Annotated in this window: 15 protein-coding genes; 5 read left to right on the forward strand and 10 right to left on the reverse strand. The window is 66.3% G+C overall.

From position 1 onward, the window contains the following. Nucleotides 1-5 precede the first annotated feature (5 nt). From P1P91_RS05785 to P1P91_RS05795, 3 genes are all read right to left on the reverse strand, one after another. The gene (locus P1P91_RS05785) at nt 6-2669 is read right to left on the reverse strand and encodes an SDR family NAD(P)-dependent oxidoreductase (RefSeq protein WP_311885155.1); all 2664 of its coding nucleotides are present in this window, start codon (nt 2667-2669) and stop codon (nt 6-8) included. Next, nucleotides 2602-6531 (reverse strand): type I polyketide synthase, encoded by a 3930-nt coding sequence (locus P1P91_RS05790; protein WP_311885156.1) that lies wholly within the window; start codon nt 6529-6531, stop codon nt 2602-2604. The genes P1P91_RS05785 and P1P91_RS05790 overlap by 68 nt, the downstream gene beginning before the upstream one ends. A gap of 153 nt (nt 6532-6684) precedes the next feature. After that, complete coding sequence (locus P1P91_RS05795) at nt 6685-7776, reverse strand: ISAs1 family transposase (RefSeq protein ID WP_311882482.1); 1092 nt, start codon at nt 7774-7776, stop codon at nt 6685-6687. Nucleotides 7777-7846: 70 nt separating this feature from the next. Between P1P91_RS05795 and P1P91_RS05800 the strand changes: the two genes are divergently transcribed. Then, entirely contained in the window at nt 7847-9034 is a 1188-nt protein-coding gene (locus tag P1P91_RS05800; protein ID WP_311885157.1) for an IS110 family RNA-guided transposase, read from the forward strand. A gap of 238 nt (nt 9035-9272) precedes the next feature. Here P1P91_RS05800 and P1P91_RS05805 read toward each other — a convergent pair whose 3' ends face one another. The 7 genes from P1P91_RS05805 to P1P91_RS05830 form a co-directional block, all read right to left on the reverse strand. After that, nucleotides 9273-9773: a polyketide synthase gene (locus P1P91_RS05805; protein ID WP_311885159.1), complete on the reverse strand. Its 501-nt coding sequence runs from the start codon at nt 9771-9773 to the stop codon at nt 9273-9275. Between the two features lie 79 nt (nt 9774-9852). Beyond that, nucleotides 9853-10833 carry an LTA synthase family protein gene (locus P1P91_RS05810; RefSeq protein ID WP_311885160.1) on the reverse strand — a complete coding sequence of 327 codons (981 nt, stop codon included), beginning with the start codon at nt 10831-10833 and terminating at the stop codon, nt 9853-9855. 552 nt (nt 10834-11385) lie between these two features. Continuing rightward, nucleotides 11386-12174 (reverse strand): SDR family NAD(P)-dependent oxidoreductase, encoded by a 789-nt coding sequence (locus P1P91_RS05815; protein ID WP_311885161.1) that lies wholly within the window; start codon nt 12172-12174, stop codon nt 11386-11388. A 1-nt stretch (nt 12175) separates the two neighbouring features. Next, nucleotides 12176-13057, reverse strand: a complete 882-nt coding sequence (locus P1P91_RS05820) for a capsular polysaccharide export protein, LipB/KpsS family (protein WP_407650616.1) — start codon at nt 13055-13057, stop codon at nt 12176-12178. After that, nucleotides 12969-13559, reverse strand: a complete 591-nt coding sequence (locus P1P91_RS15170) for a capsular polysaccharide export protein, LipB/KpsS family (protein ID WP_407650598.1) — start codon at nt 13557-13559, stop codon at nt 12969-12971. The genes P1P91_RS05820 and P1P91_RS15170 overlap by 89 nt, the downstream gene beginning before the upstream one ends. Nucleotides 13560-13628: 69 nt before the next feature. Further along, nucleotides 13629-15425: a capsular polysaccharide biosynthesis protein gene (locus P1P91_RS05825; protein ID WP_311885163.1), complete on the reverse strand. Its 1797-nt coding sequence runs from the start codon at nt 15423-15425 to the stop codon at nt 13629-13631. A gap of 136 nt (nt 15426-15561) precedes the next feature. After that, the gene (locus tag P1P91_RS05830; RefSeq protein WP_311885164.1) at nt 15562-16173 is read right to left on the reverse strand and encodes an OmpW/AlkL family protein; all 612 of its coding nucleotides are present in this window, start codon (nt 16171-16173) and stop codon (nt 15562-15564) included. 320 nt (nt 16174-16493) lie between these two features. Here P1P91_RS05830 and P1P91_RS05835 point away from each other — a divergent pair, with 320 nt between their 5' ends. From P1P91_RS05835 to P1P91_RS05850, 4 genes are all read left to right on the forward strand, one after another. Beyond that, nucleotides 16494-18248, forward strand: a complete 1755-nt coding sequence (locus P1P91_RS05835; protein WP_311885166.1) for a type I secretion system permease/ATPase — start codon at nt 16494-16496, stop codon at nt 18246-18248. A gap of 1 nt (nt 18249) precedes the next feature. Continuing rightward, a complete protein-coding gene (locus P1P91_RS05840; RefSeq protein WP_311885168.1) occupies nt 18250-19650 on the forward strand; it encodes an HlyD family type I secretion periplasmic adaptor subunit in 1401 nt (466 codons plus the stop codon). Beyond that, entirely contained in the window at nt 19650-21161 is a 1512-nt protein-coding gene (locus P1P91_RS05845) for a TolC family outer membrane protein (RefSeq protein WP_311885170.1), read from the forward strand. The genes P1P91_RS05840 and P1P91_RS05845 overlap by 1 nt, the downstream gene beginning before the upstream one ends. Before the next feature lie 73 nt (nt 21162-21234). Continuing rightward, complete coding sequence (locus P1P91_RS05850) at nt 21235-22056, forward strand: hypothetical protein (RefSeq protein WP_311885172.1); 822 nt, start codon at nt 21235-21237, stop codon at nt 22054-22056. The last annotated feature ends 77 nt before the right edge of the window (nt 22057-22133 follow it).

Below are 22133 nucleotides of genomic sequence, written 5' to 3' on the forward strand. Positions count from 1 at the left end.
GCCCGTTAATCAGAGGATGTCAGGCCGTTGTCGGGCGCTGGGAGCGTAGCGACGCCGTGGCGCTCGGCCAGGGTCTCCAGGTCATGAGCGTTTGCCGCGGTGGCTTCGCCGTCGCCTTTTTGCTGCACCTTATGCTGTAACACCGTGGCCAGCCGGCCAACCGTCGAGGCCTCGCCCAGCACCATCACCGGCAGCTGAACGCCCAGCCGGCTTTCCAGCGCGGTCATCAGCTCGACGCCCATGAGCGAATCAAAGCCCATGTCGTAAACGGAACGATCGACGTCGATATCGCTTTCGTCAAGCAGCAAAATGCCGGCAAGCTCGGCGCGCAGCACCGCCACCAGGGTGGCGTACTGCTCCTCCGGCGGAAGCGTCAGCAGCAGAGCGCCGATGTCTTCCCGCGCCTCCTGACCGGAGGCATCTTCCCCGGTGCGGGAGAGCTCGTCAAAGCGCGCGGCCCCTGCGGTGGGCAAAAAGCGGGAGAGCGCGCCCCAGTCCAGCTCCAGCACGCCAAGGCCGGCGCTGTCGGCCAGCAGCATGCGCTCGAGTACCGCCAGGGCCTCGTCGGAGTGGAGCGCCTGGCCGCCCAGGCGCTCCTGCAGCGCGTCCCGGGTGCGGGCGTTGCGCGCGAGAAAGCCGACGTCTTCGATGGCGCCCCAGCGGACGCCGGTGGCCGGCAGGCCGGCCTGCCGGCGGGCGGCCACCAGGCCTTCCAGCCAGTGGTTGGCGGCCACGTAGCTTGCCTGCCCGGGGTTGCCGAACAGCGTGGTCGCCGACGAGTACACCACGAAGAAATCCAGCGGCAGAGCGCGCGTCAGGGCGTCCAGATGCCGGGCGCCGTCGATCTTGGGCGCGAGCACGGCGCTGAGCGTCTCGGCTTCCAGATGGCGGATGAGGCCGTCATCGATCACCGTGGCGGCGTGGACGACGCCGGCCAGCGGGCCGAGCTCGTCCCGGCCGCGCTGGATGACCCGGGCGAGCGCCTTGCGGCAGGTGACGTCGCAGGCCTCGGCGAGCACCTCGACGCCCCGACGGGCCAGCGCCGCCAGGGCGCTTTGCGCCTCTTCGCTTTGCGGACCGCGGCGGCTGAGCAATATCAGCCGCCGCGCGCCCTTGTCGACGAGCCACTGCGCCGTTTTCAGGCCAAAGCCCGACAGGCCGCCGGTGACCAGGTAGCTGGCATCGGCCCTGAGCTCGAGCGAAGCGGGGGGCCGATCCGCAGGGGCCTGGCCGGCGGGCGTTGGCGCCTGCTCGTCGTAGGTAACCACGACCTTGCCGATTTGCCGGGCCTGCTGCATGTAGCGGAAGGCGTCCACCACCTGGGACTGGGCAAAGCGGGTATACGGCAGCGGGTGCAGCGTGCCGTCGTTGAACAGCGCCATCACTTCGTTGAACAGCCGCCGGGTCAGCTCGGGCTTGAGCTGCATCAGCTGGTCCGAATCGATCCCGAAGTAGCTCAGGTTGTTGCGAAACGGCCGCAGGCCGACCCGGGTGTCGTCGTAGAAATCGCGCTTGCCAAGTTCCAGAAAGCGGCCGAAGGGGCGCAGCACCCGCAGGTTCTGGCTGATCGCTTCGCCGGCCAGCGAGTTGAGCACCACGTCCACGCCTTCGCCCCGGGTGTCTTCCAGAATGGCTTCGGCAAAGGTGAGCGAGCGCGAGTCGTAGCGCCGGGTGACGCCCGCCAGCTCCAGGAAGTCGTGCTTGTCCGGAGAGCCCGCCGTGGCGTAAATCTCTGCGCCCAGCCAGCGGGCAATCTGCACCGCGGCAATGCCCACGCCGCCGGCGGCGCCGTGGATCAGGACTCTTTCGCCGGGTTCCAGGCGCGCCAGGTGCTTGAGCGCGTAGTACACGGTGAAAAACGCGGTGGGAATCGTGGCCGCCGCGGCGTGGTCGAGGTGCTCGGGCAGGGGGGCAACGCTTGCGCGCCGGGCGATGAGCCGGTCGCTGAAGCTCGACGGGCCGAAGCCGACCACGGCCTGGCCGGGGGAGAGGTCGGTGACGTCCGCGCCCACGCGGGCGACTTCGCCGGCAAACTCGAGCCCCAGGGTCGGCCCGGCAAAGCCGTTTTCGATGGCCTCGTCGGCGAGCAGCCCCAGGGTATACATGACGTCGCGGAAGTTGAGGCCGGTGGCCTTGACCCGCACCTCGACGTCGTTGGCCCCCGGCTCGGGAAGCGTCCGCGACCGCCACGCCAGATTGCGCAGCTGGCCGGGCAGCTCAAAGCCGAGCGTCGTGGCCTGGCGAGAAGCGGGCGCCGCGCCGGGGCGCGCCCGCTCGGGCGACGGCTGCGTGCGCAGGCGGGTGGCAAAGCGCGCGCCGTCGGCGGTAATCGCCAGCTCGTTGTCGTCGTCCGGGCGGAGCAGCGTGGCGGCGCAGGTCGTCACGGCGTCGGCGGTCAGGGCGGCGGGCAGGTCGAGCAGCATGACGCGCTGGCCCTGAGCCTCGTTGGCCAGGGTGCGGCCAAAGCCCCAGAGCGCGGCGTCGTTTGGGGCCGCCGGTGCCGGGTCGGCCTCGGCCGGGTGGCTTTCCTCCCAGAGGGCGGCCACGCCCCGGGTGGCAAGCCACAGCGTCGGGGGAGCCGCATCGCTTTCCGCCAGGGCCTCAAGCGCCAGCATCCACCGGCGGGCGCGCAGGCAGCGCTCGGCCGGGGCGTAATCGCCGGCCGCCATATCCACCACGTGCAGATCGCCTGAATAGGGCTGGCAGCCGGGCGATCAGCTGGCGGCTGGCTTCGGGGCGAGTCACATCGATGCTCACAAGCGCCAGCCGGGCCCGCTGCGCCGGCGCCAGCAGAGGAAGATCGTCGGCGCCCGTGTCGTCCAGCGCGTGCTGGTCGATCAGCGGAAAGCGCTCCTGCAGCTGCTGGGCCTGGTGGCGGGCGCTGTCGTGGGTGGTGACGGCGCGGTAGTGCCAGTCGGCGGAGGCCGTGGGCAAGCGCGCCAGCAGGCGCTGGCCGAGAAGCGGCGCGCAGGGCCCGGCTTCGAGCAGGGTCAGCCGCTGGCCCCGGGGCAGGGAAGCAAGCGCTTCCCGGATCAGAAACTCCAGCGCCTCGCTCAGGGCCTGCCAGCCAGGCTCGCCGGGGATAGCCGCGTTGAGCCGGCTGAGCTGATCCCGGCTAATATCCAGGGATTCCAGCGTCCGGGTGCCGCGCGCCAGGGCCTGGCGGTTGAGGCCCAGCCGCCCCACCAGCTGGGTCAGGGCAAAGTAGCCGGGGTAGTCGCGTACCAGCAGCTGCCAGACGGCCTCGGGCGGCAGCGCTTCGTCTTCGCCTTCAAGAAGCAGCCCTCCGCTGGAAAAGGCGTCGCTCAGGCTGTCCAGCAGCGGCGCGACCTCGCGGGCGTAGCGGCTGCCCGTGCGTTCGGCGTAGGTCGTGCCCAGGGCGAGCAGCTGAGCCAGGGCGGCCTCGTCTAGGGGAGGCGGCGCGGCGGCCAGCGGCGCCGGGGTGAGCGCGACATCCAGATAGCGGATCGCCGCCCCGGCCGCGCGCGTCAGGCGCACGGCCTTGAAGCGCGCTTCGCTTGCCGCAGCGACGGCGTTGCCCCGGGCATCGAACAGCCAAAAATCGGCGCTGAAGGAGTGCGGCGAGCGGCGGCGCATCACCGCCTGGGCGAGCACCGGCGTGCCGGCCTCCGGGTTCAGTTGAACGCGCTCGATGCGCACCGGCACAAAGGCCAGCGGCGTCTCGGCGTCGTGGTGCTCGGCGAGCAGGGGAATGAACAGCTGAAAGGCGCTGTCCAGAAGGCCCGGGTGCAGGTGAAGGCTCTCCTGCTGGGCGCGCGTGGCGTCGTCAGGGTCCAGCTCGCCGATGACGCTGTCGCCTTCCACCCAGCCATGGCCAAGCGCCCGGAAGGCGCCCTCGTAGTGAAGCCCCAGGCGTTCAGCCAGGGCCAGGTGGTCGGCGCGGGTGAAGTCCGGGGCGCGAGCGGGAAGCGCGGGAGCGCGGTGCCTGAGCAGCGAGCCGCGGCTTTCCTGCAGGCGCCGGGCAACGGCGTGGCGCTGCCATTCCCGGCCGCTTGCCGGCTCCCGGGAGGCGATGTGCAGGCGGCCGTCCGCCGGGTCCAGGCGCAGCCGCAGCGTGCGGCCGTGGGCGCCGTCCAGCAGCAGCGGCGCGAGGATGTCGAGCGCTTCCACGTCGAGCGGCGACGACGGCGCCTGCTGCCAGGCGGCCGCCAGCGCCAGTTCGACAAAGCCGGCCCCGGGGAAGACGGCGCCTTCGCCGACCACGTGGCCGGCAAGCCAGGGGAGGCGCTGGGTATCGAGCTGGCTTTCCCGGGCGTTGTCCTGCTGAGCAAGCGGGTAGCCCAGCAGCGGATGTTGATAGTAGCGCTTGAGCTGCCCCAGGCTGTCCGCGGTATCGGCAACCCAGTGGGACGTTCGCTGCCAGGCGTAGTGCGGCAGCGCGACGCTTTTCCCCGGGACGGGGAAAAAGCGCCGGGTATCCGGCACGCTGCCGCTTAGCAGCAGCTTGCCCAGGCTCTCCCGCAGCGCCAGGGGGCCGTCTGCTTGGCGTACCAGGGTGGCGATGACCTGGCCGCTCTGCTGCTGCTCGTGCAGCGCATCGCTGAGGTAGCGGCGCAGGATCGGGTGCGCGCCCACCTCGACAAAAACGTTGTAGCCCTGCGGCACCAGGCTTGCCGCGGCCGAATGAAACAGCACCGGCCGGCGGATGTTGTGCCACCAGTAGCGGGCATCCAGCGCGGTGCCGGCCAGCGCCTCGCCGGTCACGGTGGAGATGAACGGCAGCCGCGTTGCGCCGGGAGCAAGGCCGTCCAGCGCCCGGAGCAGGCCTTCGCGGGTGGGGTCCATGGCCGCGCTGTGAAAGGCGTAGTCCAGCGGCAGCCGTCGGGCCACGATGCCGCCGTCGTGGAGGCGCTGCTCGAGCACCTTGAGCGCGTCGGCCGGGCCGGCGAGCGTGACCCCCTTGGGGCTGTTGATGCCGGCCAGGGCCACGGCGCTGAATTCGGGGTCGTCAAGCCACTCGCGTATGGCCTCGGCGCCCAGGGCCACCGCGGCCATGGCCCCCGTGCCCCGGGTGGTCTCTTGGTAGTGGCTGCGCAGGTAAATGACCCGGACCGCATCGGCGAGGCTCAGCGCGCCGGCGGCCCAGGCGGCGGCCACTTCGCCGACGCTGTGGCCCGTGACGGCAGCGGGCTCGACGCCCTGGTGCGCAAGCCACTCGGTCAGCGCGACCTGGAGCGCAAAGAGAGCAGGCTGGGCGATATCGGTATGGTCCAGGCGCTGGCTGCCTTCGCCCTGGCCGTCGTTACGGCCTTCCAGCTCGGCGCGCAGGGAAAAGCCCGCGTGCGGCTGAAACAGTGCGTCGACGCGGTCGAAGTGTTCGCCGAATACGGCGTCGTGGGCCAGAAGGTCGCGGCCCATGGCGGCCCACTGGCAGCCGTTGCCCGAGTACACGAACACCGGGCCGGCGGGGGCTTCCTGGCGCTCGCCGGTCACCACGCCGGCGGTGTCGCCGGCGGCCAGCCGGCCAAGGGCAGCGGCCGCTTCTTCGGCGCCAGGGGCAAAGCACAGCGCGCCGTGGGTCAGGTGCTCGCGATGGTGGCTCAGCGAATAGGCGATATCGTAAAAGGCGTCCGGCGAGCGGCGCAGCGTTTCGGCCAGGCGCTCGGCGTTGGCGGCGAGCGCTGCCTGGCTGCGGGCCGTCACGCGTACGGGCAGCGCCGTTTGGGGCTCGGCGGCGGGCGCGTTTTCATCGGCGGCTGCCGGCGTGGCGGGGGCGCTGCGCAAAATCACGTGGGCGTTGGCGCCGCCAAAGCCGAAGGAGTTGACGCCGACGGTCAGCTCGCCCCGGGGCTTAAGCGGCCGGGCCGCGGTGACGATATCCAGGTTCCAGTCGCGGACGCGAATCGCCGGGTTGAGCTCTTTGATGCCGATGGTGGCCGGCACCCGGCGATGCTTCAGGCTGTAGAGCGCCTTGGCCATGCCGGCGACGCCCGAGGCGGTTTCCAGGTGGCCAAGGTTGCTCTTGACCGAGCCAATGGGCAGCGGCCGGCGGCGCTGTTGAGCCAGCGCCTCGCCAATGGCCCGCGCCTCGATGGGATCCCCCACGGCGGTGCCCGTCCCGTGGGCTTCGAGATAGTCGATCTCGTCCGGGGCGATGCCTGCCTGGCGGTACGCCCGGCGCATCAGCTCCGCCTGGGCTTTGGGGTTGGGCACCGTCAGGCCGTTTTTGTGGCCGTCGGTGTTGACCGCCGAGCCGGCGACCACGGCGAGGATGCGGTCGTTGTCGGCGACGGCCTGGTCATAGTCTTTCAGAACGAAGAGCCCGCCGCCTTCGGAGCGCACGTAGCCGTCGCCGTCTTTATCGAAGACCCGGCAGCGCCCGGCGTCGGAGAGCATGCCGGCCTTGGAGAAGATCAAAAAGCCGAACGGGTGCAGGTGCAGGCTGATGCCGCCGGTGACGGCCATGGGAATGTCGCCGTTGCCGATGGCCTGGCAGGCCTGGTGAAACGCCACCAGCGAGGAGGAGCAGGCGGTGTCCAGGGTAAAGCTCGGGCCGTGAAGGTCGAACACGTAGACATCATGGATTGACCTGCCCCACCTCAACGTCGTGGGTTATGTTGAGGTAGGGCAACAACACAGAGCCACTATTGAGGGAGGCAGGTCATGAAACAGTCTAACGCAACTCAGCCAGCTATTGTCGAGCGCACTGTTGCCCAGCCAGGGCTATCGCAGTTGAGCGAACTGCCGGATGAGCGCCAATAGGTAGTCGTCGTTCCAGCCTGCTTGTTTCCGCTTGCCTTTCATTGAGCCCTTGGAAGGCTCCAGTTTGGCGACGTTAAGCGCCAGTCGACGTAGCAACGCCAGGTTTTCGGCACTGTGCCCACGCCGGCTCCGGTTCTGGTCTTCCTGCATCGTGACGTCGAGCACCCAGTGAAGGCGATTCTCGATGCCCCAGTGCTGGCGTGTTACCTCAATGAGCTGATCTGGTGACAGCGCATCGCTCAGCAGGTAGTCGGCGGTCTCCTCTGTGGCCTGCTCAGCCAGCTCACGGCGGCGAGTGATGCGCCCCACGGCCTTCAGGCCTGGCCACTGATGGGCGCTCTGCAGCCAGTCAATATCGGTGATCACCGTCGCCTGGCGTGACTCGACACGGCCATGACCGCTGTCAACGTGGGGCTCACCGGCGCTTGCTGTCTCCATCATGAATTGAACGTCGTCGAGCAAAGCCCTCTGGTTGTCTTTGACCGCCAGGGCATAGTGCCCGCCTTCCTCCGTAATCTGCTGGGAAAGGGCCCGCTGGCAATGCATGGCGTCGGCCGTCACCGTCACGCCAGAGAGAGACAGAAGCTTGAGCAGCTCCGGTACCGCCGTGATCTCGTTGGATTTTTCATCGACGGCGCGCTGGCCCAACACCAGGCGCTGATCGGCGGCCCAGACGCTGACAAGGTGGAGCGGCGACTTCGCTGCCGCTCGATCGTAGGAGCGCCGGAGTGTCTTGCCATCCACCGCGACGACTCCTTCTACCTGTTCCGCGAAGCGTGACATGAAGGAGAGAAAATGGTCGTGAAAGGCCGCCGGATCCAGGTGGCGAAAGACCCGGCTGAACGTGTCATGGCTGGGGATACCATGGGGCAGCGACAGGAAACGGCGCAGGAACGCTTCCTTTGACTGCCCGAACAACGCCATATCTGAACAGTCCTCCGCCCCGCAGAGGACCGCACACAAGGCAATGAACAGGATCTCATCAAGCTCGTGACGGGCGTTGGTGCCCCTGGGATCGGGCAGATCAGAAAAGCAGCTGGTGACAGATGCCATATCACTCCTTGATGCCGGCACAGAAGGGATACTGGTCAGAGTGCCTATGGCGTGGGCTGCGTGTCTATGGATGACTGCTTATCTAACTGCGATAGCCCTGGTTGCCCAGCGGGTTAGTGCTGCCAGCAACGTCCACGCCGCTTATATTGGCCTGGACGTGCACAAGGCGAGTATCTCCGTGGCAATCGCCGAGGCCGGACGCCAAGCTCCCGAGTTCCGCGGCGAAATTCCGAACGAGCCTCAGGCCATCGATAAGCTGGTTCGTCAGCTGAGTCAGCGTTTCGATGGGCAGCCGTTGTTATTCAGCTACGAGGCTGGCCCCTGTGGCTACGGGGTCTATCACCAGATTCAGGCCAGCGGCCATGATTGCGAGGTCGTTGCCCCGACGCTGATTCCTCAGCGCGCAGGGGATCGCATCAAGACCGACCGTCGCGATGCCAAGATGCTGGCTCGCCTGTCGCGCTCAGGAGAGCTGACACCGGTCTGGGTGCCAACGCCGGAACAGGAGGCGATTCGCGATCTGACGCGTGCCCGGGAAGACATGAAAGCCGCTGAGCTCCGCGCCCGACAGCGACTCAACGCCTTCTTGTTGCGGCACAGCAAGATCTACCCCGGCAAGAGCAAGTGGATACCGGCACACTTCCGCTGGCTGGAGACGGTGCGCTTCGACACCCCGGTTCAGCAGGTTGTGTTGCAGGAGTACGTCGACAACGTGAAAGATGCCCAGCGCCGTGTGGCGGGTCTCGAAAAACAGATGAGAGCGGTGTTACCAAACTGGTCACTGGCTCCGGTGGTCGAGGCCGTTCAGGCGATGCGGGGCGTGAGCCTGATCACGGCGATGACGGTGCTGGCCGAGCTGGGTGACATCAGTCGCTTCGACTCGCCCCGCCAGCTGATGGCCTACCTGGGCCTGGTGCCCAGCGAGCACTCGAGCGGGGGCAGTCGGCGCCAGGGCGGCATCACCAAGACCGGCAACGGCCATGTGCGACGAGTGCTGGTGGAGGCGGCCTGGAGCTACCGGTTCCCGGCCCGCAAGACGCGCATTATTGAGCAGCGCGCCGAGAAGACCTCGCCAACGGTGCAGGCGATCGCCTGGGAGGCGCAGAAGCGACTGTGCGGGCGCTACCGCCGCCTGGCTGCCACGGGCAAGGCCAAGCAGCAAGTCACCACGGCGGTGGCGCGAGAAATGGCCGGCTTCCTGTGGGCGATTGCCTGCGAAGCGATGGGCAAACCGCACGGCAGCCGGGCCACCGCATGATGATCGCGCCTCAGTGCCTACGATTCAGGGAGCGTCGGGCCGGTGGGAGAACCCCTGACGCTCCTATGAGGCCCCCGCCCTGCGGGGCGGGGTGACCCTCGCTCGTAGACCAGGGTAGCTCCGCGACGAAGTGATGACAGGTCGGTAACCAACCCACGAATACCAGAGAGATCCACCGTCGCTGATAGCCCCTCGCTTCCTGATCCGTAGGCATTGAGGACAATCACACGTAGCAGAGTCAACCGACCCCTTGACGGGTCAATCCATACCAGGAGAGACGGTTGGCGACAATGCTCGCCGTGTTGCCCGTGGCCGACGAGGCCTCCAGCGCGGAGAGGTCGTCGGTCATGCGGTAGGCGTAGTCTAGGCTGGCCACCCCCAGATAGACGCCGCACTGGCTGCCGCGCAGAGCGGAGGGCGGGATGCCCGCGTCTTCAAAGCCCTCCCAGGCAAGCTCGAGCATAATGCGCTGCTGCGGGTCCATGTGGGCCGCTTCCCGGGGAGAAATACCGAAAAACGCCGCGTCAAAGCCACTGACGTCGCCCAGGCTGCCGGCGGCAAAGCTGACGCTGGTGCCGGGGTGGCGGCGGTCAGGGTGCCAAAAAGCTTCCTGACTCCAGCGCTCGGGGGCGACCCTTGTGACGAGATCCTTGCCGTCTTGCAGGGCCTGCCAGAACGTAGCCGAAGCGGAGCCGGGGAAGCGATAAGCGGCGCCAATAATGGCAACGCGTTTTTTCATAAATCGTTCTCGATAGTGACGTTATGGAGATGGTGGCGACGTTATTGGTAGCGCCGTGGCCGTAAGCGGTGACGGGAGCTCAGCCGGCGCCTGCGTGCCGGAGCAGCGCGCGGCCAAGCTCGTGTGCCGCCAGCCGGGTGGGGGCGGCATCTATCGCGGACGTTTGCCGGGTTGACCATATCATATACGGCGACTCGCCGGCGGGTCGCGAGTAGTAGGCGTAGGCCTCGGGCAGAATGGGCACGTGGTCGCCGTAAAAGCCGAGAAGACCGGGTCGCGGGGCTTGCCCAAGCGCCCGCTTGAGTGCGCCGAGCATGGCGTCCGCTTCGCGCAGATGGCGCAGATATACCGCAAGGTGGCGCTGATGCTCGGGCAGTGGCCAGCCGGCCCCGGGCAGGGTGTCGGCCAGCAGATCGCGCCGGGGCGGCTCCAGCCCCAGCGGGCCATGGTTTTCCATGGTGATGACAAAAATGAACAGCGGCCTCTCGTCAGGCTCGGCAAGCAGCTGCGAGATTTTTCGGGCCACGGCGGCGTCGCCGATGTACTGGCCGTTTTTGTCTGCCGCGCTGAACGCCTGGTCGTCGATGAAGGTATCAAACCCCAGATGGGGCATCACCCGGTGGCGGGAGTAAAAGCGTGCCGGGTAGGGGTGCAGGCAAACGGTGCGATAGCCGGCCTCCCGGAATGCGGCGGCAAGGCTGGGAAACGCGCGGCGCGAAAGCGACCGGTAGGGGTTGAACTGGTGAATGCCCCAGTCGGCCGGGGCCAGGCCTGTGAGCACGGCGCACTCGGTGCGGACGGTGTTGGCGCCCCAGGCGGGGACGCCAAGCAGGCCGTGCTGAAGGGCCCGGCGGCGGGTGTCGTCCCAGTGGGAGAGGACGCCTTGAGCCACGTCGGAACACCAGGTCCGCGGGTCGGAAAACGATTCGTTCTGTACCAGCACCACGTGGGGGCGCTCGGCAGCGGGCAGCTGGGGGATGGCGGCTTGTTGACCGCGGCGAAAGGCGACGCCTCGGCCGGCGGCGGCGCCCGGCGCAGCAGCGCGACGCCGTAGGCCCACAGCGACGCAAAAAGCCCGAGCGCCTCAAGGTCGCGCCCGGGGCAAAGCGTAAGGCCGGGCAGGCGGGCAACGCCGGCGGCGACCAGGGCGGCACCGAGGGCGCAGAGCGCAACCCCGGTCGCCAGAAAAGTCGTCAAACCGGCCGCGTATAGCGAGCTGCCCTCCAGCAGAAAAAACGCCGCAATGGTCACCAGCCCGGCCAGGCTTGCGCCCGCTGCCAGGGCAATGCCGAAAAACGGCACGTACAGGCGCGGGTGGCGGACGGCGTCAATAAAATACTCGAAGTCCTGGCAGATGAAGGGCTCGTTCAGCGTGCGCGTTTTGGTATTGCTGGACTGCACCACCACCAGCTGCAGAGACAGGAGCGTCACCGTGGCGAACCAGGGGCGCTGCAGCAGCAGAAAAGCGATGCCCCAGAGCAGGCACCAGCTGCCCAGATGGACGGCGCCGGCCGCCACGCCGCGCCGCCAGAAGGGACGCGGGCGGGGGGCAAGCAGCGCCTCCAGCCCCAGGGAGGCCACCAGCCCCATGAGCAGCGGCCCCAGCGGGAGGCTACTCATCGTCGGCGCTCGGCAGGCGCTGATAGCCCAGAACCTTGAGCAGCCGCTGGGAGAGGCCCGCGGGCAACAGCCCCAGCCAGCGCGTGCCCCAGCCAAGCCAGAAGGGAAAGGCAATGCGCGCCCGGTTGGCCCGAATGCCGCGCTGGATGACTCGGGCGGCGCGCTCCGGCGGCCACTCGCCGGGCTTGGGGCCGGGCATGGCTTGACACATGGGAGAGCTGACGTAGCCCGGCATGACCACGCTGACGCCGATGCCGAAGGGGGCAAGCCAGCCGCGCAGCCCTTCGCCGTAGGCCTTGATGCCGGCCTTGCTGGCGCTGTAGGTGGGCGTGGTGGGCAGCCCGTACCACGCCGCCAGCGAGCTGACGAACGCAAGCTGGCCGCTGCCCCGGGCGCGCATGTGGGGGACCAGGTGCTGGGCCATGGCCACGGGCACGGCCAGGTTGAGCGCCAGCACGGCCTGGGCATCGGCGGCGGGCTCAAGGGCACCGGGGGTGGCGGGGTGGGTGTTCTGGCCGGCGCAGGCAATGACGATGTCCGGCACCGCCACCGCGCATACCTCGTCCTCCAGCCAGCGGGCCAGCGACTCGGGGTCGGCCAGGTCGATGCGGGAGGTGGTGACCCGGGCCCCTCGGCGGCGGCAGCGCTCGGCCAGGGCCTCGAGCGCCTCCTGCCGGCGGCCGTGCAGAATCAGCCGGGTGCCGGCGGCGGCGTAGCGCCTGGCCAGAGCACCGCCGATGGCGCCGGTGGCGCCGGTGATCAATACGCACGTATCCGGCATCTCAGGTATCGCCTTGGGGGAGGGTAAGGCCCAGCTGCTCAAGCGGGGAGGTTCGGGCCGTCAGGCGTTGGGCGGCGCCCTCGACGGCCAGGTCGATGCCCGGCTGATTGTAAAAGCCGCCGTTGATCTGGGTGGCGTGCATGACGGTGCGGCGAAAGCAGGCAAAAAGCGTGGCGGATGGCGGCGTCGGCGCGCGCCAGAACGCGTCCAGCGAGCCCTGAAACGTCAGCCCCGGGAGCTGGTAGATCGGGTCGCCAAGGGCGATGGTGGGGCAGCCGTGGCCCAGCGCGACAAGCCCGGTGGTGCTGTTGACGGTAACGGTGCCGGCGGCGTGACGCGTAATGCGGTTGAGGTCGCCCGACTCCAGAAAAACCACCCGTGGCGCGATGTCGTATTCCCGGGCAAGCCGGTTGACCAGCCGCTCATAGCCGCAAAGGCCCTGGTCCAGCGGGTGGTTCTTGATGCATAGCACGGCGTCGCTCGGCGCATGGCGGGCAAAGGAGGCAAGCGTCGCGGCGATGACTTCCTGCATGTTGGCGTAGGCCGAATGATCGCGGATCTGGGCGTCGGTGTTGAGCTGCAGCGGCAGGATAAAAAACGGCCGGCGGCTCAGCAGCAGCGAGCGAATGCGGTTGTGATCCTTGACCCGGCGGTAGCGCAGCCAGGTAAAGCGACGTATATAGCCGGCGTATTCCCAGGGGGCGGTCAGCGACGAATGGTTGCGGTAGTGCGGGGCGACCAGCGGATTGGCCAGGCCCGCCAGGTGGTAGCAGACGTCGTGCAGCGCGCGAACTTTAAAGCGTGAGGTAAAGTGCGTCGGCGCTTGCGGTCGGGGCAGCGCCGAGGCGGCGTCGCGGAACCACGCCGGGTCCCGGGGGAGCAGCGAGTGGCCGTTGACGCCTTCGCGCTCGAGCGTGACCCAGATAAGGGCGAAAATAGCCTTCCTCGAACACGTGGGTGCGTATGCCCGCTCTTGGTGCGTTTTCCACCGCCGTGCGGTGAATCGGGCGGCGGTCGCCAAACACAATCTGGTCGGTGACGCCGTAGCGCTGCCATAGCGTCTGGACATAGTCGCCCAGCGCTTCCAGGCGGCCGCGAAAGAGGTGGCGGTGGTGCCCCTGACGCCCCCAGTAAACGATATCGCCGGCGTTGAAGTGCAGTTTGATGACCCGGTGCCCCTCGTGCTCCAGCCGCGAGGCCAGGCGCGCATTGAAAGGCGAGCAAACGCCCTGCAAAAAGAGAAATGTGCGCGTATCGGAGGCCAAATTCAGTACCTTCGGGTTAACAGACGGCGATACAGGCGGTAGCACTGCTGCGGCCAGCTCAGGCGGGTTGATTGTTGCCGCGCGATTTCCAGCAGGGTCACGACGGTTTCGGCGTTGCACAGCTGCCCGCTGGCCGGGTCCACGTAGCCGGGATAGAGGATCAGACTGCCGGCGACCAGGTCGTCCAGGTCAAGGCGCCGCGTGCGCCTTGAGCAGCTCAGAAGATCCTGGGTGAGCCCCCAGCGTATGCACGCGCCGGCCCCGCAGCAGCGCTTCAAAGCCGGTAAGCGAGCTCATGGTGTGGACGCTGTCCACGCGCTCGAGCAGGCTGGCGATCTCGGCGTCGCTGACGTCCAGGTCGTAAAGCTGGCCGGCATGGCGGTCCAGCTGGCCCAGGCGAATGCCGGATACTACATCAGGGTGGGCCTTATATAAAATGCAGGCGTCGGGTCGCGCCGCGCGGACGGCCTCGAGCAGGGCGCTGTTGGTGCGGACCTGCGGCGAGCCGGCGGCCACGGAGGCGTCGGTTTCCACCTGGCCCGGCACCAGAATCAGCTCCCGGCCGTCGTCGGGCAGCGGGCAGGCTGCTGGGCCGGCCGTGACGTTGTATTTGGACAGCTTCAGGGCCACCAGGCGCTTTCGCAGCGCCCGGGCGCGCTTGCGCAGCTCCTCGTCGAAGGCGGCGCGATTGAGCAGGGTTTCCAGATCGCTCGGCCGGCGCGGGTCGTAGTAGATTCCTCGGCGGTCGAGCACCAGCGAGAGCGGGCGCGCCAGGTCAACGCCGAGCCCGGCCGAGCGGATAAAGCCGTCTTCCATGCGCCACAGCGGCGCCTGCTGGCGGTGAGCATGGTCGATCAGGGCGGCATCGATGCCCGAGGACCAGGCCAGGAGCGGCGCCCGGGAGGCCGGCAGCGCCTGTTGCCGAGGGTAGTGTGTCAGCGTGCCGGCGTCGCCGATAAAGTCGCCGACAAACTTTTGCTTCCAGCCGGAAAAGCCGCAGGCCAGCCAGTGACCCCGGCCGCGCTCGCGCTGGCGGCGCTGATCGGCAAGCAGCGTAACGGTCTCGTGAAGCGTTGCCGGTCGCCCGGTATAGGGGTTGGCGTAGCGGCAATAGCGCAGGTACGCCGCGGTAAAGATCTCGACCAGGGTGCGCTTGCGGCGGCGGCGCGAGCAGGTTTGGGTATCGTGGGTGAGCCCCCAGCCGGCATAAAAGGGCAGGCCGTGGCAGTACACCCGCTTGCCGGCCATGAGCGCCTCGAACCCCAGCTGGCTGGTCACCGTATGCACCTCGTCCACCCGGTCAAACAGCGCCCAGGGATTGACGTCCTCGCCGATCACCCGGCAGCGAGGATGCGCCGCCGCTGACGCCAGGTGGCCCCGCCGGGTGCCGGCAATGACGTCGGGGTGCGTCTTGATCCACAGCGTGGCGCCTGGGTGTCGCGCAAGGGCCGCGTCGAGCATGGCGTGAAAGGTGTTAGCGTCGGCCCGGCCGTATTCAATCGAGGCGTCGCCTGCGGTCTGGTCGATCAGCAGTACCCGGGAGGCGGGCAGATGATCCAGAGCGCTCTCGGGGGCGTGATTGTACTTGGACAGCCGGTAGCGGCGCAGCAGGGCCATGCAGCGCTCGGCCTCGGTGAGTTCGGCGGCGGAAAACGCGGCTTCGTTGAGGCAGGTTTCCAGATCCGAGGGGCGCGAGGCGTCGTAGTAAATGCCCTGCTTGTCGACCACCAGGCTAAGCGGCTGGTAGCCCTCTGCCGCCGGCGCCAGCGAGCGCAAAAAACCGTCTTCAAGCGCTATGTAGGGAATGCCATGCTTCAGCGCGTAGCGGCGCGCCCGGCGAGCGGTGGGCTTGAGCCCCCAGCCGAGCACATGGTCGGCCGGCTGACCCGGGCGGTAGCGGCGCAGCGAGAACTCGGGGAGAAACGTCGCCAGGGCGCGGATTCTGCCGATCCCCGAAGAGAAGTAGCACGCGGTGGGTAAGGCCATGAAGGCGCTCGGAAAAGCAGAGACAAAAAATGCCGCCCCCCGGAAGCGGGGCGCGGCACTGTATATAACGCATGTCAGGCGACAGCGCTAATGCCCGCCTGGCAGCGGGCATAACGTCAGTGGCGAGCGCTGACTGTCAGAAGCGGTAGGTCAGACCGGCGCCGACGGTGACCGGGTCCAGGCGAACGGTGCCGCTGCCGGTGCCGGTACCGTTGACGTTTTCTCTTTTCCAGTCGACGTCGGCGTCAACGTCGGACCAGCGGGCGTAGCCGGTAGCGCTCAGGTTATCGGTGAGGGTCAGATCCAGACCTGCCTGGCCAACCACGCCGTACTCGTCATCGATGTCGATGTCAAAGCCGTCGATGGCGTGGATGTTGGAGTAGCGAGTGTAGTTCAGACCCACGCCGACGAAGGGCTGCACGCGCGCTTCATCAATACCGCCCAGCGGGTAGTAGTTAAGCAGCAGGTTGACCGGCATGCGCTTCATGGTGCCCAGGTCGTTGCTGGCCAGCCCGAAAAAGTCGTGCTTGACCTTTTCCCCGATGCCCAGCTCAACGCCCATCTTGTCGTGGAAGAGATAGCCGCCGGAGAGGTGGAAAGAGTTCTCGTCGGAGATATTGTCGGTTTCGATATCGGCCTTTTCAAAGCTGGCGCGGACATAGGTATCGCCCGCCTGATAGGCCATGGCCGCCTGGCTGGCGAGAACGGTAGTCGCTGCAACGGCGAACATCATCTTGGTCTTGCGCATGGAACAACCTCCTGAAAGGGGCGATCTTTAAACGGTGCCGTGGCAATAATGCACTGGAAAACAAAAAGGGAGCAAATTTCCCTGTAGGGTACCAATGCATTGTAGGGAACACTGTTTGCAATTACCACTCAAAAAACGATTGAGGCTTGTCTGTCGTGCCTGCCGGCTCTGACGGAAGCAAGCTTCACGCAAGATTCTTGCAGTCGAATGAAAGTTCCCGCGCGCGGCGCAGCCGGCGTTACCCCGTTAACGGCGTTTCTGTTATGCTGCGTCGATTGTTTTTTCGGCTTGAATTTTCTCCCTACGATGGTGACCCCCTCATGGCAAAGCAACAGGAAGCAACGGATCTGCAGCGGGCGCTCAAGGCCTGCAAGGGTTCGTTTGTTGCGGTGGGTTTTTTCAGCATGTTTGTCAACCTGTTGATGCTGGTTCCGCCGATGTACATGCTCCAGGTGTACGACCGCGTTCTTTCGACCCAGAGTGAAGACACGCTTTTGATGCTTACCCTGCTGGTGATCTTCCTGTTCGCCATCATGGGCGGGCTGGAACTGGTGCGTTCGCGCATTCTCGTGCGCGTGGGCAATCGCCTGGATACCATGATCAACGAGCGCCTTTACAGCGCCATGTTCCGGCGCAGCCTGATGGCCCCGGGCGGGCAGAGCGCCCAGCCGCTCAGCGACCTGACCTCGCTGCGCCAGTTTCTCACCGGCAAAAGTCTGTTTGCGTTTTTTGACGCCCCCTGGGTGCCGATTTACATCGGCGTGATGTTCTTGTTTCACCCCTGGCTGGGGATTTTTGCCATCGGCGCCGGGCTGATTCTGGTGGCGCTTGCGGTTGCCAACGAAAAATCCACCCAGAAGCTGCTGTCCGAAGCCAACAGCGAGCACATCCAGGCCCAAAACCTGGCCAATTCCAACCTGCGCAACGCCGAAGTGCTGCATGCCATGGGCATGCTGCCCGGCATCATGGGCTGCTGGTCGAAGCGCCACCACGAATTTCTGGCCAAGCAGTCCAGAGCAAGCGACCGCGCCGGCGCGCTGACGAACGCTTCCAAGGTGTTCCGCATGATGGCCCAGTCGCTGATATTGGGGCTGGCCGCGCTGCTGGTGTTGAAAGGCGAGCTCACCGGCGGCATGGTAATCGCCGGCTCGATTCTCATGGGCCGGGCATTGGCGCCCATTGACCAGATGATCGGCGGCTGGAAAGGGTTCGTCGGCGCCCGGGGTGCCTATCAGCGCCTGAACGAGCTGCTGAGTCAGATTCCCGACGAGCAAAAGCGCATGTCGCTACCTGCGCCCGAAGGCTACCTGAGCGTGGAAAACGTGGCCGCCGCCCCTCCCGGTACGCGCATGGCCACTATCCGCGGCGTCAACTTTGCCGTGGACAAGGGGGAGCATATCGGCATCATTGGCCCCAGCGCGGCGGGGAAGTCGACGCTTGCTCGGGTGCTGCTGGGCATCTGGCCAAGCCAGGTGGGCGATGTGCGCCTCGACGGCGGCGACATTACCCAGTATAACCGCGACGAGCTGGGTCCCCATGTGGGGTATCTGCCCCAGGACATCGAGCTGTTTGACGGCACCGTGAGCGAGAACATCGCCCGCTTTGGCAACGTGGAACCGGAAAAGGTCGTCCGCGCAGCAAGGAAAGCCGGTGTTCACGAAATGATCCTGGAGCTGCCCAACGGCTACGACACCGTGATTTCCGGCGGCGGCGGAGCGCTTTCCGGCGGCCAGCGCCAGCGCGTGGGGCTGGCCAGGGCGCTCTACGGCGATCCGGTCTTTTTGGTACTGGACGAACCCAACGCCAACCTCGACGACGCCGGCGAGCGCGCGCTGGCCGAGGCCATCGCCCGGCTCAAGGCGGAAGGCACCACGCTGTTTGTCATCAGCCACCGCCAGAGCGTGCTCAAGCACATGGATAAATTGCTGGTGATGAAAGAAGGCCAGGTCAGCATGTTTGGCCCGCGCGACCAGGTGCTGGCCCAGTTTGCCAAAAAGCCCCGGAGCAAGGTGGGGCAGCAGGGCTCGGCCCGGCTGTCTGCCGTGAACGGCGCGCGCGGCGGCGAGGAGTCATGAAATGAGCGAGAACCAGCAGGAACAAGGGCAGAAGAAAGACCATCTGCCGACACGCCAGGAAATCGACGTAACGCCCAGAGGGCCGGCCACGATTGAAGGCGAGGCCAGCGAGCCTCTGCCCACCAGCGATAAAGGCTATCGCGGCCTGGGGTTTGCCATACTGCTTATTGCGCTGGGCGGCTTTGTGCTCTGGGCCACCACGGCCACGCTGGCCGTTGCCGTAGTTGCCCCGGGCGACGTCTCGGTGGCCTCGTTCAAGCGCACGATCAAGCACCTGGAGGGCGGCGTTGTCGACAAGCTGCCGGTGGAAGACGGCGACCAGGTGGAAGCCGGTGATCCGCTGCTGGTGCTGAGCGATACTCAGGTGCGCTCCCAGCGGGATATTGCCCGCTCCAAGTATCTCATCAACCGCGCCATGGAAGTGCGGCTGCTGGCGGAACAGGAAGGCGCCGAAAACCTTGACGTCCCCGACGAGCTGAAAAACGCCGATAGCCCGCGCATCCAGCAGATTCTGGCCGTGCAGCGAGGGCTGTTTCACGCCCGGCGCCAGTCCTACCTCAGTACGCTGGAATCGCTGGACGAGAAGCACAAGCAGATGAAAGAGCAGATCGGAGGGCTCAAAGAGCGCATCAGCGTCAATAAGCGCCGCCTTGCATCGCTCGAGGACGAAGCCGACGATTTCCGCTCGCTATACCGCGAAGGGCTGGGCGACAACCAGCGCCTGCGCGAGCTGGAGCGCCAGGTCCTCGAGTACGAAGGCAACAACGCCGAGTTCAACTCCAAGATCGCCCAGCTCAGGTCCCAGATCAGCGAAAACCGCGCCGAGCGCGAGATCCGCAAGCAGGAGTTCCAGAAAGAGGTCGGGGAAAAGCTGCGCGAGGTTCAGTCCAACATCGCCCAGGCCGAAGAGCAGATCACTTCGCTTTCCGACCAGGTCAGGCGTACCGTTATCCGCTCGCCGGTGGCCGGCACCGTGGTCGGGCGCAAGGTGCACTCCGTGGGCGCGGTAGTTCGCGGCGGCGACCCGATCATGGAGGTGGTGCCCTCGAGCGACGGCTTTGTGGTGCAGGCCCGGGTACCCACCAAAGACATTGACAACATCTATCCCGGCCAGTATGCCGAGATCCGCTTCTCGGCGTTCAACCAGAAAACCACCACGACCATTGCCGGCGAGGTGATCCACGTCAGCGCCGACAGCTTCAAGGACGAGGCGACCGGCCAGCGCTACTACAAGGCCCGGGTCGAGGTGACCGATAAAGGCAAGGAAGAAATGACCGATAAGATGCATCTGCTCTCGGGCATGCCGGCCGAGGTGATGATCCGCACCGGCGAGCGTACCTTCGCCAGCTATATTGCCAAACCCATTGCCGACATGCTGTCGCGTGCCATGCAGGAGGACTGATGCAACGCTATCCCACACGCACGCCCAGGTGCGGCAACGTCGCGCTGTTAACCCGGGCCGTGGCGCTCGCCGGCCTGCTGGCCAGCACGTCGCTATATGCCCAAAAGCCCCAGAACGCCCCGGACTCCGGCAGTGTAAAGGCCGGTGACGCGGCCATGGCCGAATTCAACGCCCTGGAGCAGGCCGCCGGCGAGGCCCGGGCAGCGCCCAGGCTTCCCTCGCTGCCCGACCTCTTTGCCAGGGCCCTTGAGTATGATGCCAAGCTTTCCGAGCAGCGCTACGAGCTCGAAGCCACCCGGGAAGAAAAGCCCATTGCCCGTTCGCAGCTGCTGCCCCAGCTTAACGCCAGCGGCGGCTATATGTGGCAGGACACCACCAACGTGCAGACGGAGCGGGACGACGATCCCCGCACCACGTCCCGCCCCGGCGAGTTCACCGAAGACTACTGGCGCGTTCAGCTCTCCCAGCCGCTGTTCAGCCTGGAGCGCTGGCGCAAGCTTGACGTGGCGGAGGCCCAGATCAACGCCGCCGAGCTCAAGCTGGCCACCGCCGAACGCGACCTGGCCCTTAGCGTGAGCGAAGCCTACGTCAAGGCGTACCTGGCCTCTCAGCGGCTGGGGCTGCTGAATTCCCAGCAGGAATCCCTGGAGCTGCAGCAGCGCCAGGCCAGCCGCGCCTACGAGCTGGGCGTGGGCAACCGCGTGGATCTGCTTGAGTCCCGCTCCCGGCTGGACCAGGCTATTGCCGACACCGTCGAGGCGCAAAACGAGCTGGACAACGCCCTGAGCGAGCTGGAACGCCTGACCGGCACCCGGCCGGACATGAGCCGGCTGGCGCTGAGCGAGCTGGATGAGGTGGTGCTCAAGCGCCAGTGGGAAGACAGCGACGAGTGGATCGAGCGTACCGGCAAAAACCTCGACGTGCGGCGCGCGCGCAAGGAGCAACAGGTCACCGAGGCGGATACTTCTACCCGTCGTGCCGGCTACTATCCCGAACTCAATATGAACCTGAGCTATAGCGACCGGCACAGCGAAGACGATCTGCGCACCAGCGAAGACTATACCGCCCAGATGGAAGTCAGCATGCCGCTGTACCAGGGCGGGCGCACCAACGCCCGGGTACGCCAGGGGGAAAAGCGTATTCGGGCCGGCCAGGCCGCGGTGGACAACCAGCGCAACCTGGCCGTCCAGCAAGTGCGCAAGAGCCTGCGTTCGATCAACGGCGGCGTGCGCCGGCTGGATGCGCTCAGAGAGGCCATCGAGTCCAGCCAGCTGTTCCTCGAGGCGGCACAGCGCGGCGAGCAGCTGGGCCTGCGCGACCTGGTCGACGTGCTCGACGCCCGGGCCAGCCTGTACGATCAGCGCATCAAGTACGTCGATACCCTGGGCAGCTACGCCCTGGACCGGCTCCGGCTGCAGTCCGCGGTGGGCGATCTGAACAGCGACGACCTGGCGGACATCATGGGCCTGCTGGCCTCCATGACCACAGGCGCCGAGTCATCCGGCAGCTGACAAAAAGCCTGTCGTGAACAAGGCCTGTCGTGAATATAGCCACCATCGAAGTGATCCTGTCAGGACTGAGTAAGTGACAATGAATAAATATCAAGACGAAATGAGTATCGGCGACGTACTGGCCTTGCTGGCGGCTCGGCGCCGCCTTGTTATGCTGTGTTTTATAGTGCCTATCATCCTCGCTACCGCTTACGCTGTCCTGCGCGATGAAACCTACGAGTTTCAGTCTGTCTATCAGCTGGCGGAAGGCTACCTTAAGGAAAGTGAGGCGGAGGTGGCGCCGCTGGAAACGGGTGAGTCAGTCATTGCCAAGTCAAAGTCGTTATTTTTGCCACAGGCAGTCCGTAGCGCAGCGAAAGACAACGCAAGCGCGTTATCGACCCTTGATGTGGAACTCACGGCGCCCGAAGACACCAAGATCATTACCCTCACCACCGTCGACGTCCCTGAGAGGCAGAAAGAGATCGCCCGGCTTCACGACGCCCTGCTAGAGCGTATTGCCTCGTCCCAGGCAGAAACGCTGCAGGAAATAGAGTCGCGCGTGAAGAGCCGTCTGGCGTCAGCAAAAGCCAACTATGAGTCGCTCAAGAAAAGCGAATCACGCAATGCGGCAGAGCTTGCAACACGCTATATCGAGCTCATGGCTGACTACGACAATCGTCTGATGGCGCTCAAGGATGGAAAAATTCTATCGGTTGCGGAGCCCTCATCCAAACCGGTCGGCATGAGCAGCATTATGTGGATATTGGCGGGTGTCATGCTGGGGTGTGTCTTTGCACTGCTCGGCCCGCTTCTTGTCGAGGCTATGGCCCTTGTGCAGCGCACTTATCGTCGCGCTCACGCTGAGCCAGCAGCCGATAAACGAGACAATGCTGAGCGAGAACGCACTGAATGAGTCGTTCGGGTGGCTGGCTACGCGGTATATCCCTACTCTGGCTGGGAGCCTTTGGCGGGGCAGGTTGCGCTTTCCTG

This window comes from Halomonas piscis (genome assembly GCF_031886125.1).
Lineage (GTDB): Bacteria > Pseudomonadota > Gammaproteobacteria > Pseudomonadales > Halomonadaceae > Vreelandella > Vreelandella piscis.

What these genes read in the sequence shown, in the direction of transcription:
- P1P91_RS05815 (WP_311885161.1), bottom strand. Translation starts at nt 12,174, where the DNA reads ATGCCGGATACGTGCGTATTGATCACCGGCGCCACCGGCGCCATCGGC.
- P1P91_RS05805 (WP_311885159.1), bottom strand. Translation starts at nt 9,773, where the DNA reads ATGAAAAAACGCGTTGCCATTATTGGCGCCGCTTATCGCTTCCCCGGC.
- P1P91_RS05825 (WP_311885163.1), bottom strand. Translation starts at nt 15,425, where the DNA reads ATGGCCTTACCCACCGCGTGCTACTTCTCTTCGGGGATCGGCAGAATC.
- P1P91_RS05830 (WP_311885164.1), bottom strand. Translation starts at nt 16,173, where the DNA reads ATGCGCAAGACCAAGATGATGTTCGCCGTTGCAGCGACTACCGTTCTC.
- P1P91_RS05785 (WP_311885155.1), bottom strand. Translation starts at nt 2,669, where the DNA reads ATGGCGGCCGGCGATTACGCCCCGGCCGAGCGCTGCCTGCGCGCCCGC.
- P1P91_RS05845 (WP_311885170.1), top strand. Translation starts at nt 19,650, where the DNA reads ATGCAACGCTATCCCACACGCACGCCCAGGTGCGGCAACGTCGCGCTG.
- P1P91_RS05800 (WP_311885157.1), top strand. Translation starts at nt 7,847, where the DNA reads ATGACTGCTTATCTAACTGCGATAGCCCTGGTTGCCCAGCGGGTTAGT.
- P1P91_RS05795 (WP_311882482.1), bottom strand. Translation starts at nt 7,776, where the DNA reads ATGGCATCTGTCACCAGCTGCTTTTCTGATCTGCCCGATCCCAGGGGC.
- P1P91_RS05835 (WP_311885166.1), top strand. Translation starts at nt 16,494, where the DNA reads ATGGCAAAGCAACAGGAAGCAACGGATCTGCAGCGGGCGCTCAAGGCC.
- P1P91_RS05840 (WP_311885168.1), top strand. Translation starts at nt 18,250, where the DNA reads ATGAGCGAGAACCAGCAGGAACAAGGGCAGAAGAAAGACCATCTGCCG.